14 protein-coding genes and 1 tRNA gene are annotated in these 14,429 nt (G+C 67.9%); 1 reads left to right on the plus strand and 14 read right to left on the minus strand.

The window, feature by feature from the left end:
* Positions 1-8 precede the first annotated feature (8 nt).
* From nuoI to tpiA, 12 genes are all read right to left on the minus strand, one after another.
* Positions 9-497: an NADH-quinone oxidoreductase subunit NuoI gene (gene nuoI / locus EV148_RS14245; protein WP_131999411.1), complete on the minus strand. Its 489-nt coding sequence runs from the start codon at positions 495-497 to the stop codon at positions 9-11.
* Positions 498-508: 11 nt separating this feature from the next.
* A complete protein-coding gene (gene nuoH / locus EV148_RS14250) occupies positions 509-1,501 on the minus strand; it encodes an NADH-quinone oxidoreductase subunit NuoH (RefSeq protein WP_199222797.1) in 993 nt (330 codons plus the stop codon).
* A gap of 63 nt (positions 1,502-1,564) precedes the next feature.
* Entirely contained in the window at positions 1,565-3,910 is a 2,346-nt protein-coding gene (gene nuoG / locus EV148_RS14255) for an NADH-quinone oxidoreductase subunit NuoG (RefSeq protein WP_131999415.1), read from the minus strand.
* A gap of 106 nt (positions 3,911-4,016) precedes the next feature.
* Positions 4,017-5,327 (minus strand): NADH-quinone oxidoreductase subunit NuoF, encoded by a 1,311-nt coding sequence (gene nuoF, locus EV148_RS14260; RefSeq protein WP_131999417.1) that lies wholly within the window; start codon positions 5,325-5,327, stop codon positions 4,017-4,019.
* Between the two features lie 100 nt (positions 5,328-5,427).
* Entirely contained in the window at positions 5,428-5,955 is a 528-nt protein-coding gene (nuoE, locus tag EV148_RS14265; RefSeq protein ID WP_131999419.1) for an NADH-quinone oxidoreductase subunit NuoE, read from the minus strand.
* A gap of 148 nt (positions 5,956-6,103) precedes the next feature.
* A complete protein-coding gene (locus tag EV148_RS14270) occupies positions 6,104-7,357 on the minus strand; it encodes an NADH-quinone oxidoreductase subunit D (RefSeq protein WP_131999421.1) in 1,254 nt (417 codons plus the stop codon).
* Positions 7,358-7,497: 140 nt separating this feature from the next.
* The gene (locus EV148_RS14275; protein WP_131999423.1) at positions 7,498-8,241 is read right to left on the minus strand and encodes an NADH-quinone oxidoreductase subunit C; all 744 of its coding nucleotides are present in this window, start codon (positions 8,239-8,241) and stop codon (positions 7,498-7,500) included.
* A gap of 14 nt (positions 8,242-8,255) precedes the next feature.
* Positions 8,256-8,810 (minus strand): NuoB/complex I 20 kDa subunit family protein, encoded by a 555-nt coding sequence (locus tag EV148_RS14280; RefSeq protein WP_182518594.1) that lies wholly within the window; start codon positions 8,808-8,810, stop codon positions 8,256-8,258.
* On the minus strand, positions 8,801-9,157 hold the full coding sequence (locus EV148_RS14285; protein WP_131999427.1) for an NADH-quinone oxidoreductase subunit A: 357 nt from the start codon (positions 9,155-9,157) through the stop codon (positions 8,801-8,803). The genes EV148_RS14280 and EV148_RS14285 overlap by 10 nt, the downstream gene beginning before the upstream one ends.
* A gap of 121 nt (positions 9,158-9,278) precedes the next feature.
* A tRNA-Leu gene (locus EV148_RS14290) sits at positions 9,279-9,363 on the minus strand.
* Positions 9,364-9,368: 5 nt separating this feature from the next.
* Positions 9,369-9,836: a preprotein translocase subunit SecG gene (gene secG / locus EV148_RS14295; protein ID WP_425479871.1), complete on the minus strand. Its 468-nt coding sequence runs from the start codon at positions 9,834-9,836 to the stop codon at positions 9,369-9,371.
* Positions 9,837-9,846: 10 nt separating this feature from the next.
* On the minus strand, positions 9,847-10,596 hold the full coding sequence (tpiA, locus tag EV148_RS14300) for a triose-phosphate isomerase (RefSeq protein WP_131999429.1): 750 nt from the start codon (positions 10,594-10,596) through the stop codon (positions 9,847-9,849).
* A 273-nt stretch (positions 10,597-10,869) separates the two neighbouring features.
* On the opposite strand from tpiA, the gene EV148_RS14305 reads away from it, so the two are divergent.
* The gene (locus EV148_RS14305; RefSeq protein ID WP_131999431.1) at positions 10,870-11,670 is read left to right on the plus strand and encodes an SDR family NAD(P)-dependent oxidoreductase; all 801 of its coding nucleotides are present in this window, start codon (positions 10,870-10,872) and stop codon (positions 11,668-11,670) included.
* 25 nt (positions 11,671-11,695) lie between these two features.
* Here EV148_RS14305 and EV148_RS14310 read toward each other — a convergent pair whose 3' ends face one another.
* A complete protein-coding gene (locus tag EV148_RS14310) occupies positions 11,696-13,345 on the minus strand; it encodes a hypothetical protein (RefSeq protein ID WP_131999433.1) in 1,650 nt (549 codons plus the stop codon).
* Positions 13,346-13,473: 128 nt separating this feature from the next.
* Positions 13,474-14,427 carry an isopenicillin N synthase family dioxygenase gene (locus EV148_RS14315; protein WP_131999435.1) on the minus strand — a complete coding sequence of 318 codons (954 nt, stop codon included), beginning with the start codon at positions 14,425-14,427 and terminating at the stop codon, positions 13,474-13,476.
* Positions 14,428-14,429 lie beyond the last annotated feature (2 nt).

The following is a 14,429-nucleotide window of genomic DNA, read 5'->3' on the forward strand; positions in this document are numbered from 1 at the left end:
GGTATCCGTCAGCGGAACGCCGCGTCCTGCGCGCGCGCGGCCGCGATCTCCTTCTCGAAGCGGTCGCCGATCGCGAGCAACTGCGGCTTGGTCACGATGTTCTCGCCGCGCTTTTCGAAGTGGTATTCGTGGATCGACGTCTCGACGATCGAATCCACCGGGCAGCTTTCCTCGCAGAAGCCGCAGAAGATGCACTTGAACAGGTCGATGTCGTAACGCGTCGTGCGGCGCGTGCCGTCCTCGCGCGGCGCCGAGTCGATCGTGATCGCGAGCGCCGGGCACACCGCCTCGCACAGCTTGCACGCGATGCAGCGCTCCTCGCCGTTCGGGTAGCGGCGCAGCGCGTGCAGCCCGCGGAAGCGGTTCGACTTCGGGATGTGTTCCATCGGGTAGCGCACCGTGTACTTCGGGCGCCACAGGTACTTGAACGTCAGCCCGAGGCCGGCCAGCAGCTCCAGCAGCATCAGACTCTTGAGGTAGCTCGTGACTCGATTCATTGCCTATCGCCTCAGGCGCCCGTCGTGACCCAGCCGAAGTACTTCATGCAACCCGCCACGAACACCCACACGATCGTGATCGGGATGAACACCTTCCAGCCGAGCCGCATGATCTGGTCGTAGCGGTAGCGCGGGAAGCTCGCGCGGAACCAGACGTAGGCGGTCGCGAAGAAAAACGCCTTGGCGCACAACCACCACCAGCCGGGTTCGCCGAGAAGTCCCCACGATGCCGGGAATGGCGACAACCAGCCGCCAAGGAACAGGATCGGCGCAAGGAACGACACGAGGATCATGTTCGCGTATTCGGTCAGGAAGAACACCGCGAACGGCGCACCCGAGTACTCGACGTGGAAGCCCGCGACGATCTCCGACTCGCCTTCGGCGACGTCGAACGGCGCACGGTTCGTCTCGGCGACGCCCGAGACGAAGTAGATGACGAACATCGGCAGCAGGGGCAGCCAGAACCAGTCGAACAGTCCCTTGCCGCCGGCCTGCGCCTGCACGATGTCGCTGAGATTGAGGCTGCCCGCGAGGATCAGCACGCTGACCAGCGAGAAACCCATCGCGATCTCGTAGCTGACCACCTGCGCGGCCGAGCGCATCGCGCCTAGCATCGCGTAACGCGAGTTCGACGCCCAGCCGGCGATGATGATGCCGTACACGCCCATCGAGGTCATCGCGAGCAGGAACAGGAGGCCTGCGTTCGCGTTCGACCAGGCGACGTTCGGGCCGATGGGGATCACCGCCCACGCCGCGAACGACGGAATCAGCGCCCACAGCGGCGCGAGCAGGAACAGCGCCTTGTTGGAGTTCGCCGGATAGACGACTTCCTTGAGCAGCAGCTTGAACACGTCGGCGAACGTCTGCGCGAGGCCGAACGGGCCGACCTTGTTCGGCCCCATGCGCACGTGCATCCAGCCGATGACCTTGCGTTCCCACCACACGTACATCGCGACGCCGATGATCAGCGGCACGAGCGGCAGCAACAACAGGCCGAGCGCCATCGACAGCGTCGGGAACGTCGACACGAACCAGTGGAACGCGGCGGTGATCGAGTCCATGCGTCGTCAGGCCTTCGTGATGTCGAGGGAAGCGCCGTGCGGCGGCAAATGCGACGAGCCCTTGAGGCCGGCCTCGATCCACGCACCGCCGCGCGGCACGCGGGTCGACAGCTCGACCGGCAGTTCGGCGCCGGACACGCGCGCGGTGGATCCGGCGCCGAGGCCGAGGGCGAGCGCGTCTTCCGGATGCAGCGTCACGACCGCGGGGCGCGCGAGCGGATGCGCCTGCAGCGGCGGCGAGCGACGCACGACCGCATCGGTGGCGTAGATCGCGGTGGTCGCGATGCGCACGAGGCGGCCATGCGCAGGTTCGACGCGCGGGCGCAGCGCGTTCGTCGCGGTGGCCGGCGACGCGCCGTCCGCGGCCATCTGGGCGCGCACTTCGCCGATCTCGGTGAATTCGAAGCCGGGCACCGACAGTGCGGCGCCGAGCGCGCGCAGCACCTTCCAGCCCGGGCGTGCATCGCCCGGCAGCTTCGCCGCGGCGGCGAGCACCTGGGTGGTGCCGTCGAGGTTGGTGTAGCTGCCGTCGATCTCCGGCGGCAGGCCGATCGGGAGCACCGCATGCGCCGTGCGCTGCACGCCGTTGCACGCGTACGCGCCGATGTAGACGCAGAACTGCGCCTCGGTGCGCGCGCGGTCGAACGCGGCGGGCGCGCTCGTGTCCTGCGAACCGGTGTGGTAGACGACGAGGTGCTTGGGTGGATTGGCGAGCAGCGCGCCCGCGTCACGGCCGCCCTGGCGCGGCTGCGCGCCGGCGCGCGCGAGGCCGATCGCATTCGCGCCGCCGGGGATCTCGTCGACCGCCGACTGCGTGACCCTGGCGACGAAGCGCGCGGCCGCTCGCAGCGACGACGCGTTCGGATGGTTGAGCGCGGTCTCGCCGAGGATGATGACCGACTCCGGCGCATCGGCGAGAAGCTTGAGCAGCGCCTGTGCATTCGCGTTGGCCGTGAGGCCCGCGATCGACTGCGCGAGCGCGGACGACTCCGGCAGGTGGCCGGCGTCGTTGGCGGCCTTGGCGAGGCCGAGCAGCGCGTCGAGCATCGCCGACGGCGTGACGATCGTCTTGCCGGCAAGCTCGAAATTGAAATCGAAGTCGACCGGATTGATCGCATGCACCTTCGCACCGGCGCGCACGGCCTTGCGCAGGCGCTGTGCGAGCAGCGGCACTTCGTGGCGCGGATTGCAGCCGACCAGCAGGACGGCCTTCGCCTTCTCGATCGCCGCGACCGGCATTTCGAACGGCGTCGCGACCGGCGCGTCGGCGAAATCGAGCGTGCGCAGGCGATGGTCGATGTGGTCGCTGCCGATGCCGCGCAGCAGGCGACCGAGCAGGAAGCCCTCTTCGCTCGACGTGAGCGGCGCGACCAGCGCGCCGACGTCGCCACGCGCATCGCGCAGGTGGTCGGCGACGAACGCGAGCGCCTCGGCCCAGCTCGCCTCGACCAGTTCGCCGTTGCGACGGATCATCGGCTTCTGCGCACGATCCTTGGCGCGCAGGCCATGGTTCGCATAGCGGTCGCGATCCGAGGCCCAGCACTCGTTGATCGCCTCGTTGTCGCGTGGTACTGCGCGCAGCACCTCGCCGCGACGCGTGTGCAGCCACAGGTTGGTGCCGAGCGCATCGTGGTAGCCGATCGATTCGCGCGCGATCAGTTCCCACGGGCGCGCGCGGAAGCGGAACGGCTTGTTAGTCAGCGCGCCGACCGGGCAGACGTCGATGACGTTGCCGGACAGCTCGCTCATGAGCGGCTTGCCGACGTAGGTGCCGATCTGCAGGCGCTCGCCGCGCTCCATGCCGCCGAGCTCGTAGGTGCCGGCGATGTCGGCCATCACGCGCACGCAGCGCGTGCACTGGATGCAGCGTGTCATCTCGGTTTCGACCAGCGGGCCGAGGTCCTCGTCCGGGATGACGCGCTTCTTCTCGACGAAGCGCGACACGGAGCGGCCGTAGCCCACCGACAGGTCCTGCAATTCGCATTCGCCACCCTGGTCGCAGATCGGGCAGTCGAGCGGATGGTTGATGAGCAGGAACTCCATCACGTTGCGTTGCGCGGAGAGCGCGCGCTGCGACTGCGTGTGGATCTTCATGCCGTCGGCGACGGGCGTCGCGCATGCCGGCTGCGGCTTGGGCATCGGCTTGCCGCCCATCTCGACTTCGACCATGCACATGCGGCAGTTCGCGGCGATCGGCAGCTTCTCGTGATAGCAGAAGCGCGGGATCGCGATGCCGGCCTTGTCGGCGGCCGCGATGATCATGGAATTCTTCGGCACGACCATCGACCGGCCGTCGATCTCGATCGTGACGTGGTCCGGCGGCACGCCGGGTGCGGCAGGTTGGGCGCTCATGCTGAAGCCTCGAAGCTTGAACCACGGAGCACGCCGTGCACGCGGGGAAAGCAACGGCTCGACCCCGTGTTCATCGCGTGCTTCGCGTCGAAATCTCGTACGCGATTCATGCCGCGGCCTCGACCGGCGCGTCGACGATCGAGCGGCCGTTGCGGATGAAGTATTCGAATTCGTGCCAGTAGTGGCGCAGCATGCCCTGCACCGGCCATGCGGCAGCCTCGCCGAACGCGCAGATCGTGTGGCCCTCGATCTGGCCGGCGGCGGCCTTGAGCACGTCGAGGTCGCCGAGCTCGGCCTTGCCTTCGACGATGCGCGTGAGCATGCGGTACATCCAGCCGGTGCCTTCGCGGCATGGCGTGCACTGGCCGCACGACTCGGCGTAGTAGAAGCGCGCGATGCGCTGGCACGCGCGCACCATGCAGGTCGTTTCGTCCATGACGATGACCGCGCCGGAACCGAGGCCCGAACCGGCCTTCTGGATCGCGTCGTAATCCATCGTCAGCTCCATCATCGTCTCGCCCGGCAGCACCGGCATCGATGACCCGCCCGGGATGACCGCCTTGAGCTTGCGGCCATTGCGCACGCCGCCGGCCATCTCGAGCAGGTCCTTGAACGGCGTGCCGAGGCGGATTTCGTAATTGCCAGGCTTGTTGACGTGGCCGGACACGGAAAAGATCTTCGGGCCGCCGTTGTTCGGCTTGCCGAGGTTGAGGAACCAGTCCGCCCCCTTGTTGAGGATCGCCGGCACCGAGGCGTAGGTCTCGGTGTTGTTGATCGTCGTCGGCCGGCCGTACAGGCCGAAATTGGCCGGGAACGGCGGCTTGAAGCGCGGCTGGCCCTTCTTGCCCTCGAGCGATTCCATCAGCGCGGTCTCTTCGCCGCAGATGTACGCCCCTGCGCCGAGTGCATTGAAGATGTCGACGTCGATGCCGCTGCCCTGGATGTTCTTGCCGAGCAGGCCCGCCGCATACGCGTCCTTCACCGCCTGCTCGATGTGCTCGAACGGCTCGTGGTGGAATTCGCCGCGCAGGTAGTTGTAGGCGATGGTCGAACCGGTCGCATAGCAGGCGATCGCGAGGCCCTCGACGACCGCGTGCGGGTTGAAGCGCAGGATGTCGCGGTCCTTGCACGTGCCCGGCTCGGATTCGTCCGAGTTGCAGAGGATGTACTTCTGCATCGTGCCCTTCGGCATGAACGACCACTTGAGCCCGGTCGGGAAGCCCGCGCCGCCGCGGCCGCGCAGGCCGCTCTTCTTCACCTCGTCGATGATCGACGCCGGGTCGGGCTTCTCGGCGAGGATCTTCTTCCACGCCTTGTAGCCGTCGACCTTCAGGTAATTGTCGAGCGTCCACGGCTGCTCGAAATGCAGCGTGGTGTAGACGACCTGGTGTTCCTGCGGTGCGGGACCGTATGCCATGGTGTGCTTCGCTTCGTGTCCTGCAGGAGGGGTTTCGGCCGCGATTCGAATTTCCGATCGTCCGGAAAAAGCATCGCGGCCGGAGCCGCTCCTGCATGTCCTATTTCAGTTCGTCGAGGATCCGGTCGACCTTCTCGATCGTCAGGTTCTCGTGGTAGTGGCCGTTCACGACCATCATCGGCGCGCCGCAGCAGGCGGCGAGGCACTCTTCCTCCTTCTTGAGGTAGATGCGTCCGTCCTTGCTGCTCTCGCCGAGCTTGATGCCGTACTTCGCCTCGCAGTGGCGCACGATGTCTTCCGCGCCATTGAGCCAGCACGAGATGTTGGTGCAGATCGCCACGTTGTGGCGACCGACGGGGTTGGTCTCGAACATCGAGTAGAACGTCGCGACCTCGTATCCCCAGACCTGCGGCAGGCCGAGGTACTTTGTCACCGCGGTGATGAGCTCATCCGTGAGGTGCCCGCCGTTCTGTTCCTGCGCGGCCCACAGGCCCTGGATCAGCGCCGAGCGTTTGCGATCGGGCGGGAACTTCGCGACCCAGTGGTCGATGTGGTGGCGCGTCTGCTCGGTGAGGACCATGTTCGGGTCCACGTCGCGGACGGCTTCGTAGGTGCCTGTTGCTTTCATGCGGGACGCGCCGTGATTCGTGATTCGTGATTCGTGATCGGGAAAGGCGATCGATGAGCCGCGGCCGACAGTCGAATGGGGCCACGCTTGGCGCGCGCGCCCGTTCGTCGGAGCGAATCGCGAATCACGAATCCCCAATCACCGCCCTTCATCGGTCGACTTCTCCAAAAACGACGTCGTAGGTGCCGATCATCGCGACGACGTCGGGCAGCATGTAGCCGCGCACGATCGCGTCCATCGACGACAGGTGCACGAAGCTCGGCGCGCGGCATTTCAGGCGGAAAGGCTTGTTCGCGCCGTCCGAGACGAGGTAGATGCCGAACTCGCCCTTCGGCGCCTCGACCGCGGCGTAGGTTTCGCCGGCCGGCACCGCGTAGCCTTCACTGAACAGCTTGAAGTGGTGGATCAGCGCTTCCATGTCGTCCTTCATCTCGACACGCGAAGGCGGCACGACCTTGTAGTTGCGCACCATCACCGGCCCCGGGTTGGCACGCAGCCACTTCACGCACTGCTGGATGATGCGGTTCGACTGGCGCATCTCCTCGACGCGCACGAGGTAACGGTCGTAGCAGTCGCCCTTCACGCCCACCGGGACGTCGAAATCGACCTCGGCGTACTTCGCGTACGGCTGCTTCTTGCGCAGGTCCCACTCGATGCCCGAGCCGCGCAGCATCGGCCCGCTCATGCCCCAGGCGAGCGCCTGCTCGGGCGAGACGACGCCGATGTCGACGGTGCGCTGCTTCCAGATGCGGTTGTCGGTGAGGAGTTCCTCGTATTCGTCGACGCGGCGCGGGAAGTCGGCGCAGAACGCGTCGAGGAAGTCGAGCATCGAGCCGCCGCGCCACTGGTTGAGGCGCTCGAGGTCCTTGCCTTTGTGCCACTTCGACTCACCGTACTTCGGCATTACTTCCGGCAGGTCGCGGTAGACACCACCCGGGCGGTAGTAGGTCGCGTGCATGCGCGCGCCGCTGACCGCCTCGTAGCAGTCCATGAGTTCCTCGCGCTCGCGGAACGCGTACAGGAACACCGCCATCGCACCGAGGTCGAGCGCGTTCGAGCCGATCCACATGAGGTGGTTCAGGATGCGCGTGATCTCGTCGAACATCGTGCGGATCCACTGCGCGCGTTCCGGCGCCTCGATGCCGAGCAGGTTCTCGATCGCGCGCACGTACGCGTGCTCGTTGCACATCATCGAGACGTAGTCGAGCCGGTCCATGTAGCCGATCGACTGGTTGAACGGCTTGGACTCCGCCAGCTTCTCGGTCGCACGATGCAGCAGGCCGATGTGCGGATCCGCGCGCACCACCGTCTCGCCGTCCATCTCCAGCACCAGGCGCAGGACGCCGTGCGCAGCCGGATGCTGCGGGCCGAAGTTCATCGTGTAGTTCTTGATTTCCTGCATGTCGAAGTGACCCGAACTACATCAAGAAAGATTGAAACACGAAGGACACGAAGGACACGAAGGAATCAAGAAAAAGCCCTTCTCATGCTTTTCCTTCGTGTCCTTCGTGTCGAGGGCTTCTGCCTTTGCCATGGTCGCGCTCACTTCTTGCGCTCCGCGGCGGCTTCGGCGCGCGCCTGTTCGTAGCGCGAGTCGTCGCGGATCGTGCGCGGCACGAGCACGCGCGGCTCGACCGAAGTCACCGGTTCGTACACGACGCGCTTCTTCTCCGGGTCGTAGCGCACTTCCACATTGCCGATCAGCGGGAAGTCCTTGCGGAACGGGTGGCCGACGAAGCCGTAGTCGGTGAGGATGCGGCGCAGGTCCGGATGGCCTTCGAACACGATGCCGTAGAGGTCGAACGCCTCGCGCTCGAACCAGTCGGCGCTCGGCCAGATGCCGATCAGCGACGGCAGGCCCGGCAGGTCGTCGTCGCTGCAGTGCGCGCGCACGCGCAGTCGGCGATTGTGACGCAGCGACAACAGATGGACGACCACGCCGAAGCGATGCGGGATGCGCGCCGGATGCGGGCGGTTGGCCCAGGCGAAACGTCCGGGGCCTTCGCCTTCCACGCCGCGCGAGAAGCCGGTCCAGGACGCATCGTCGGTGTCCCACTCGGACTGGCCGTAGGACAGGTAGTCGACGCCGCAGAGGTCGACGAGCTGCTCGAAGTGGAGGTCGGCGTCGTCGCGCAGCATCGCCGCGACCGCGAGCCAGTTCTCCGGCAGCACTCCGATCGTGGTTTCGCCGCGCGCCTCGTCGATGCGCACGAGTTTCTGGCCGAGCTTCGCCTCGAGCTGCTGCACGAAGGCGGAGCGGCCGCTGACTGCCGTTGTTTCGCTCATGTCCGGAGTTTCCGCTAGCGCGCGATCGTGTTGGTGCGGCGGATCTTCTTCTGCAGCTGCAGGATGCCGTGGATCAGCGCTTCGGCCGTCGGCGGACAGCCGGGCACGTAGACGTCGACGGGCACGATCCGGTCGCAGCCGCGCACGACCGCGTACGAGTAGTGGTAGTAGCCGCCGCCGTTCGCGCAACTGCCCATCGAGATGACCCACTTCGGGTCGGGCATCTGGTCGTAGACCTTGCGCAGCGCGGGCGCCATCTTGTTGACGAGCGTGCCGGCGACGATCATCACGTCGGACTGGCGCGGGCTCGGGCGGAAGATCACGCCGTAGCGGTCGAGGTCGAGGCGCGCGGCGCCCGCGTGCATCATCTCGACCGCGCAGCAGGCGAGGCCGAACGTCATCGGCCACATCGAGCCGGTGCGCGCCCAGTTGACGAGCTCGTCGAGGCGCGCGGTGGCGAAGCCGCGCTGGATCAGCGGATTGTCGTCACCGGGGCGCAGGATGTCGTCGACGACATTGACCGGCGCCGGATTGTGCATCGACTCGCCGATGCGATCGATCACTCCCATTCCAGCGCTCCTTTCTTCCATACATAGACGAAACCGATCACCAGCAGCAGCAGGAACATGCCCATCTCGACCAACCCGACCACGCCGAGCTTGCCGAACACGGTCGCCCACGGAAACACGAAGGCGATTTCCAGGTCGAAGATGATGAACAGGATCGCGATGAGGTAATAGCGCACGTCGAAACGCATGCGCGCGTCCTCGAACGCCTCGAAACCGCATTCGTACGGCGAGGCTTTTTCCGCAGTGGGCTTGCGCGGGCCGAGCAGGTTGCCGATGACGATCAGCGCGATGCCGATCACGGCGGAGACCGCGAGGAACAACAGGACCGGGAAATACTCGGTCAGCACACGACACCTCCGCGCCGGGGGCGCATCAGCGATCGCGACGGCGCTGCCGGCGCGACGACGGTAAAGAAGATCCGGCACGGCGGCTGTGGACGTTGCATCCACAGCCGCCGGTCGAATCGAGTGGTGCCCAAGAGAGGACTCGAACCTCCACGGGTTTCCCCGCTACCACCTCAAGGTAGTGCGTCTACCAATTCCGCCACCTGGGCACTGCTTACTTTCCGTCCTTCCCCTCTTGCTTGGTCGCCGGTGCAGCCGGCTTGTCGGCAGCCGTCGCGGGCTGTTCCGGAGTCGCTGCCGTCGGCGCCGGCGTGTCGGCCGCGACCGCCGGAGCGGTCGGAGCCGGCACGTCGCTGCCCGCGGCCGGAGCCGGGGCGGCTTCCGGTTTCGCCGGGGCGGCGACACCGGCCATGACGCCGAGGTCGTCGGCGGCACTCACGGCCGTGCCGGTGCGACCCAGGTAAATACCCATGCCGAGGCTGAGCAGGAAGAACAAACCCGCGAGTACCGCCGTGCTGCGCGAAAGGAAATTCGCCGAACCGCGCGCACCGAAGACGGTTGCCGACGCGCCGCCACCGAAGCCCGACCCTGCCGCGGCGCCAGCGCCGCGCTGCAAGAGGATCAGGACGATCATGGCGATCGCGATCAGCACATAGAAGACGTTGGCAACAATCGACAGCATCAGTCGCTCTTCACGTTGCGGCGGCCGCGCAAATGGCGAGGAAATCCTCCGCCACCAGCGATGCACCGCCGATCAATCCGCCATCCACATCGGGCTGGCCGAACAACTCGGCCGCATTGGCGGGTTTGACGCTGCCGCCGTACAGGAGCCGCAGCGAGTTGGCGATTGTAGCATCCTGTTCGCGGATTGTGCCACGTATGAATGCATGCACAGCCTGGGCCTGGTCCGGCGTGGCCGTCCGGCCCGTGCCGATCGCCCAGACCGGCTCGTAGGCGACCACCGCCTGCGCGAACGCGCCAACGCCGGCGGCCCGCACGACCGCCTCGAGCTGGCGCGCGATCACCGCCTCGGTGGTGCCGCCCTCGCGTTCGGCGAGGGTCTCGCCGACGCAGAGGATCGGAACGAGGCCCGCCTTCTGCGCCGCGACGAACTTGGCGGCGACGAGCGCATCGCTCTCCGCGTGGTACTGGCGGCGCTCGGAATGGCCGACCAGCACGTAGGTGCAGCCGATGTCGCGCAGCATCGCGCCGGAGACTTCGCCGGTATAGGCACCCTGCGCATGTTCGCTGAGATCCTGCGCGCCGAAGGCGATGCCGCTGTCGCGCTGCGCGCCGATCAGGCCGTCCAGGTACGGGAACGGCGGCAGCACGGCGACTTCGGCCCCGGTCGGTCGCGCGAACACGATGCGGCCGACCAGCTCGCCGGCCATCGCGCGCGAACCGTGCATTTTCCAGTTTCCGGCGACGAGCGGGCGACGCATGGGCAGTCCGGGGTTGCGAAGGCGCGCAAGGATAGCGGCCGGTCCAGAGACCGACAACTCCGCGCTGCCCGCTGGCGTGAATCCTGGACCTCGAAGCCCCCGCGCCGGGCCCCTCGTGCCTGCGGCGCTGCGCCCGGGGCGAACGGATCGTGCAGTGCCGGGCGAAGCGCACGCGGCGGGCGCAGCCGAGCGCCCGCACGCGGCCATTCGGCGACCGGCGCGCAATCCGCCCGGTTTGCGACTACGCTCGTCACACCCGATCGAGGATCACCGATGTCGTCACTGCATGCCCTGGTCACCGGCGCATCCGCCGGCATCGGCGCCGAATTCGCGCGCCAGCTGGCCGCGAGCGGCTGCGGCCTCGTGCTCACCGCACGTCGCACCGAGCGGCTCGAGGCACTCGCCGCGCAACTGCGCGAACGACACGGCGTCGACGTCGCTTGCCTGCCCGCCGATCTCGCCGACCCGCGCGCGCCAGCCTGGCTGCACGAGGAATGCGCGCGACGCGGCCTCGCCATCGACGTGCTCGTGAACAATGCCGGCTACGGCGTGACCGGCTCGTTCCTGTCGCGCCCGTGGCAGACGCATGCCGATTTCATCCAGGTGCTCATGACCGCGCCGGCCGAGCTGTGCCACCGCTTCCTGCCGGCAATGCGCGAACGCGGCCGCGGCCGCATCATCAATGTCGCCTCGCTCGCCGGGCTCGTCCCTGCCCCTGCCGGCCACACGCTGTATGCCGCGTCGAAGGCGTACCTGATCAAGTTCTCGCAGGCGTTGTCACTGGAGAACCGCGCCTACGGCGTGCATGTGCTCGCCTGCTGCCCCGGCTTCACCCATTCGGAATTCCACGACGTCACCGGCACGCGCGAGCAGATGAAGGGCATGCCGCGCTGGATGTGGATGGACGCCGGTGCGGTCGTGAGCGACGCGCTCGCCGCGGTCGAGCGTGGCGAATCGATCCGCGTCAGCGGCCGCGTCAACCGCGCGATCAAGGCGCTGGTCAAGCTGTTGCCGGACCGCCTCGGCGAGCGCCTCGTCGCCGGCGGCGGCAAGAACTTCCGCGATTCGACCTGACGCGCGGCCCGAGCCGCAGACGCGGCTACGGCGGGCCGGAACCGGCCGGTAGCGCCGCCGCGTCGGCGCCGACCTCGTCGAATCCGCGGCCGTTCCAGCGCAGGTAGCGCGCTCGCGCATCGGCGTCGGCGGCGACGTGCGCGTCGAGATAGGCGATCGTCGCGCCGCCGACGTGCAGCCACGGCACCGTGCGACCCTCGTCCTGCAGCGGGCGGTATGGCAGCGCCGCGGAGGCGTCGACCGACGCCGGCATCAGGAAGAACCAGGTCGGATAGTTCGCATGGAACCAGCACGGCGCCACGCGCGCGAGGTCCGCGTCGAGCGCCTTCACGACGCTATCCATCGACACGTAAACGCTCCATTCGGGCGCAGGATCGATGCCGAGGAACACGACGTGGCACGGCGTGGTGGGCAAGGCGAGCGCATCGACCGCGTCGACCGCCGCATGCGCGACCGCGGCATTGCGCACCGATCCTTCGGTGAAGGCTTGCGCGTCGCGTCGTGCGGTCACGCCGAATGCGACCAGCACGCCCGCCGCGATCGCGCCGAGCAGCGGGCCGTACGCGGCGAAGCGCGTGCGCCACGCACGATCGAGCGCGGTCGCGAGCACGATCGCACCACCGGCGATGCCGAGGTAGTACAGGCGCGACTGCATCGCCGCCTCGATCGCCGACTCGCCGGTGCCGAGCGGATGCGCGTTGAGCGCGGCGACCGGCGCCTGCAGCAGCGCGGGCGACACCAGCAGGACGAGTCCGCACAGCACGGTCGCGACGTCGTCGCGGCCCGGCAGGCGGGTGCCGCGCAGCGCCGGCAGCGATGCCAGCGCAAGCACGACCAGCGCGCCGCGCGCGAACCCGTCGAGGCGCGGCCAGAACGTGAGGTAGCCCGGCGCCTGCTGCAGCCACGTACCGATGCCCGCGAGGATCGCCTCGCCGAGCGGCGTCGTGCCGGTGATGCCGCTCGCCGCCGTGCCGAGCACGCGCGCACGCCAGCCGAAGTAGACCGCCGCGCACAACGCGGCCCCCACGCACGCGAACAACGCGCGGCGCCGCTGCGCAGTCACGGTGAGCGCCTGCCGCAACCACAGCACGCCCGCTGCGGCGACGGCGACGAGGCCGATCTCCTTGGACAGCATCGCCGCGAGCGCGGCGAGCAGCGCAGCGGCGAGCCAGCGGCGATCGCCGTGGTCGCGATACTCCACCGCAGCGACGAGCGCGAGCAGCACGAACAGCGTCGCGAGCAGGTCGAAGCGCGCCGACCACCAGAGCGCCGGGCCCGTCGCCGCCGGATGCAGCGCGAACGCGAGCGTCGCGAGCGCGGCCGGCCACGGCGCGATGCGCAACCGGCGCAGGAGCGCGAACAGCGCGAGCGCGACGGCCGCGTGCAGCGCGACGTCGGACCACGCATGCGCCGCGTAGTCGCTGCCGAACAGCTGCACGCCGAGCCACATCGAGGCGAAGCCGAGCGGACGGAACACCGAACCCGGCACCGGGAAATGGTCGTGCGCGAACAGCGGCCACGGCGAGCCGACGAGGCGTGCGAAGGCGAGCTGGAAGTAGTCGTCGCGGCCCCAGTCACCGTGCACGCCGGGCTCGAGCACGCACACGATCGCGGCGACGATCAGTGCGATGGGGACGACTCGGGGGCTGGGAGCTGGGGGCTGAGGGCTGCTCATTCGACCGGTTCGGATCGCGCGCTTCGGATTCCGTTCGTAGGCCGCGGCCGGCCCGCCCATGCATCACGACCGGTGGAAAAAAAAGCGCCAGCCGGCCCGCAGTCCGCCGGCACGAGCGTCGCACCGCCTCAGATCAGCTTGATCTCGCGCAAGCGCTCCTGCAGGTACTCGTGCGCGCTGATCGGCTTCGGATAGCGGTTCGGGTTGCCGGCGCTGATGCACGAAGGCAACGCGTCGATGATGAAGTCGGGATTCGGGTGGAGGAAGAACGGCACCGAATAACGCGGCTTGCGCGCTTCCTCGCCGGGCGGGTTGACGACGCGGTGCGTCGTCGAGGGATAGACATGGTTGGTCAGGCGCTGCAGCATGTCGCCGATGTTGACGACGATGGTGTCGGCATCCGCGGTGAACGGCACCCACTCGCCCTTGCGCGACTTCACCTCGAGGCCCTGCGCGCTCGCGCCGACCAGCAGCGTGATGAGGTTGATGTCCTCGTGCGCGCCGGCGCGCACGTTCGGCACGTCGGGCGTGGTGATCGGCGGATAATGGATCGGGCGCAGGATCGAATTGCCGAAGTTGGTCTTGTCGTCGAAGTAGGTTTCCGGCAGCTCGATGTGCAACGCCAGCGCGCGCAGCACGCGCGACCCGAGCGCGTCGAGCGCCTCGAACAGGCCGTAGCCGTAGCGCTGGAAGCCGGCGACTTCGGTCGGCCACAGGTTCGGCGCCATCACGTCGGCGTACTTCGAGTCGCGCGGGATCTCGCGACCGATGTGCCAGAACTCCTTGAGGTCCGGGTACTTCGAATCCTTCGCGGTCTCGACGCCGAACGGCGTGTAGCCGCGCGCGCCGCCGCCGCCCTTGACGTGGTACTTCATCTTCACGTCCGCCGGCAGCGCGAAGAACGCCTTGAACGCGTCGTAGGCGCCGTCGATGAGCGACTGCGGGATGCCGTGGTTGCGGATGCCCGCGAAACCCCACTCGCGGTAGGCGGCGCCGAGCTCGGCGACGAACGCATCGCGATCGCTGCTGCTGGACGGCTCGCTGTAGCGGCGGATGTCGAGGGTCGGGATGCGCGAACTCATGG

It is taken from the genome of Dokdonella fugitiva (assembly GCF_004342425.1).
Taxonomy (GTDB): Bacteria; Pseudomonadota; Gammaproteobacteria; order Xanthomonadales; family Rhodanobacteraceae; genus Dokdonella_A; species Dokdonella_A fugitiva.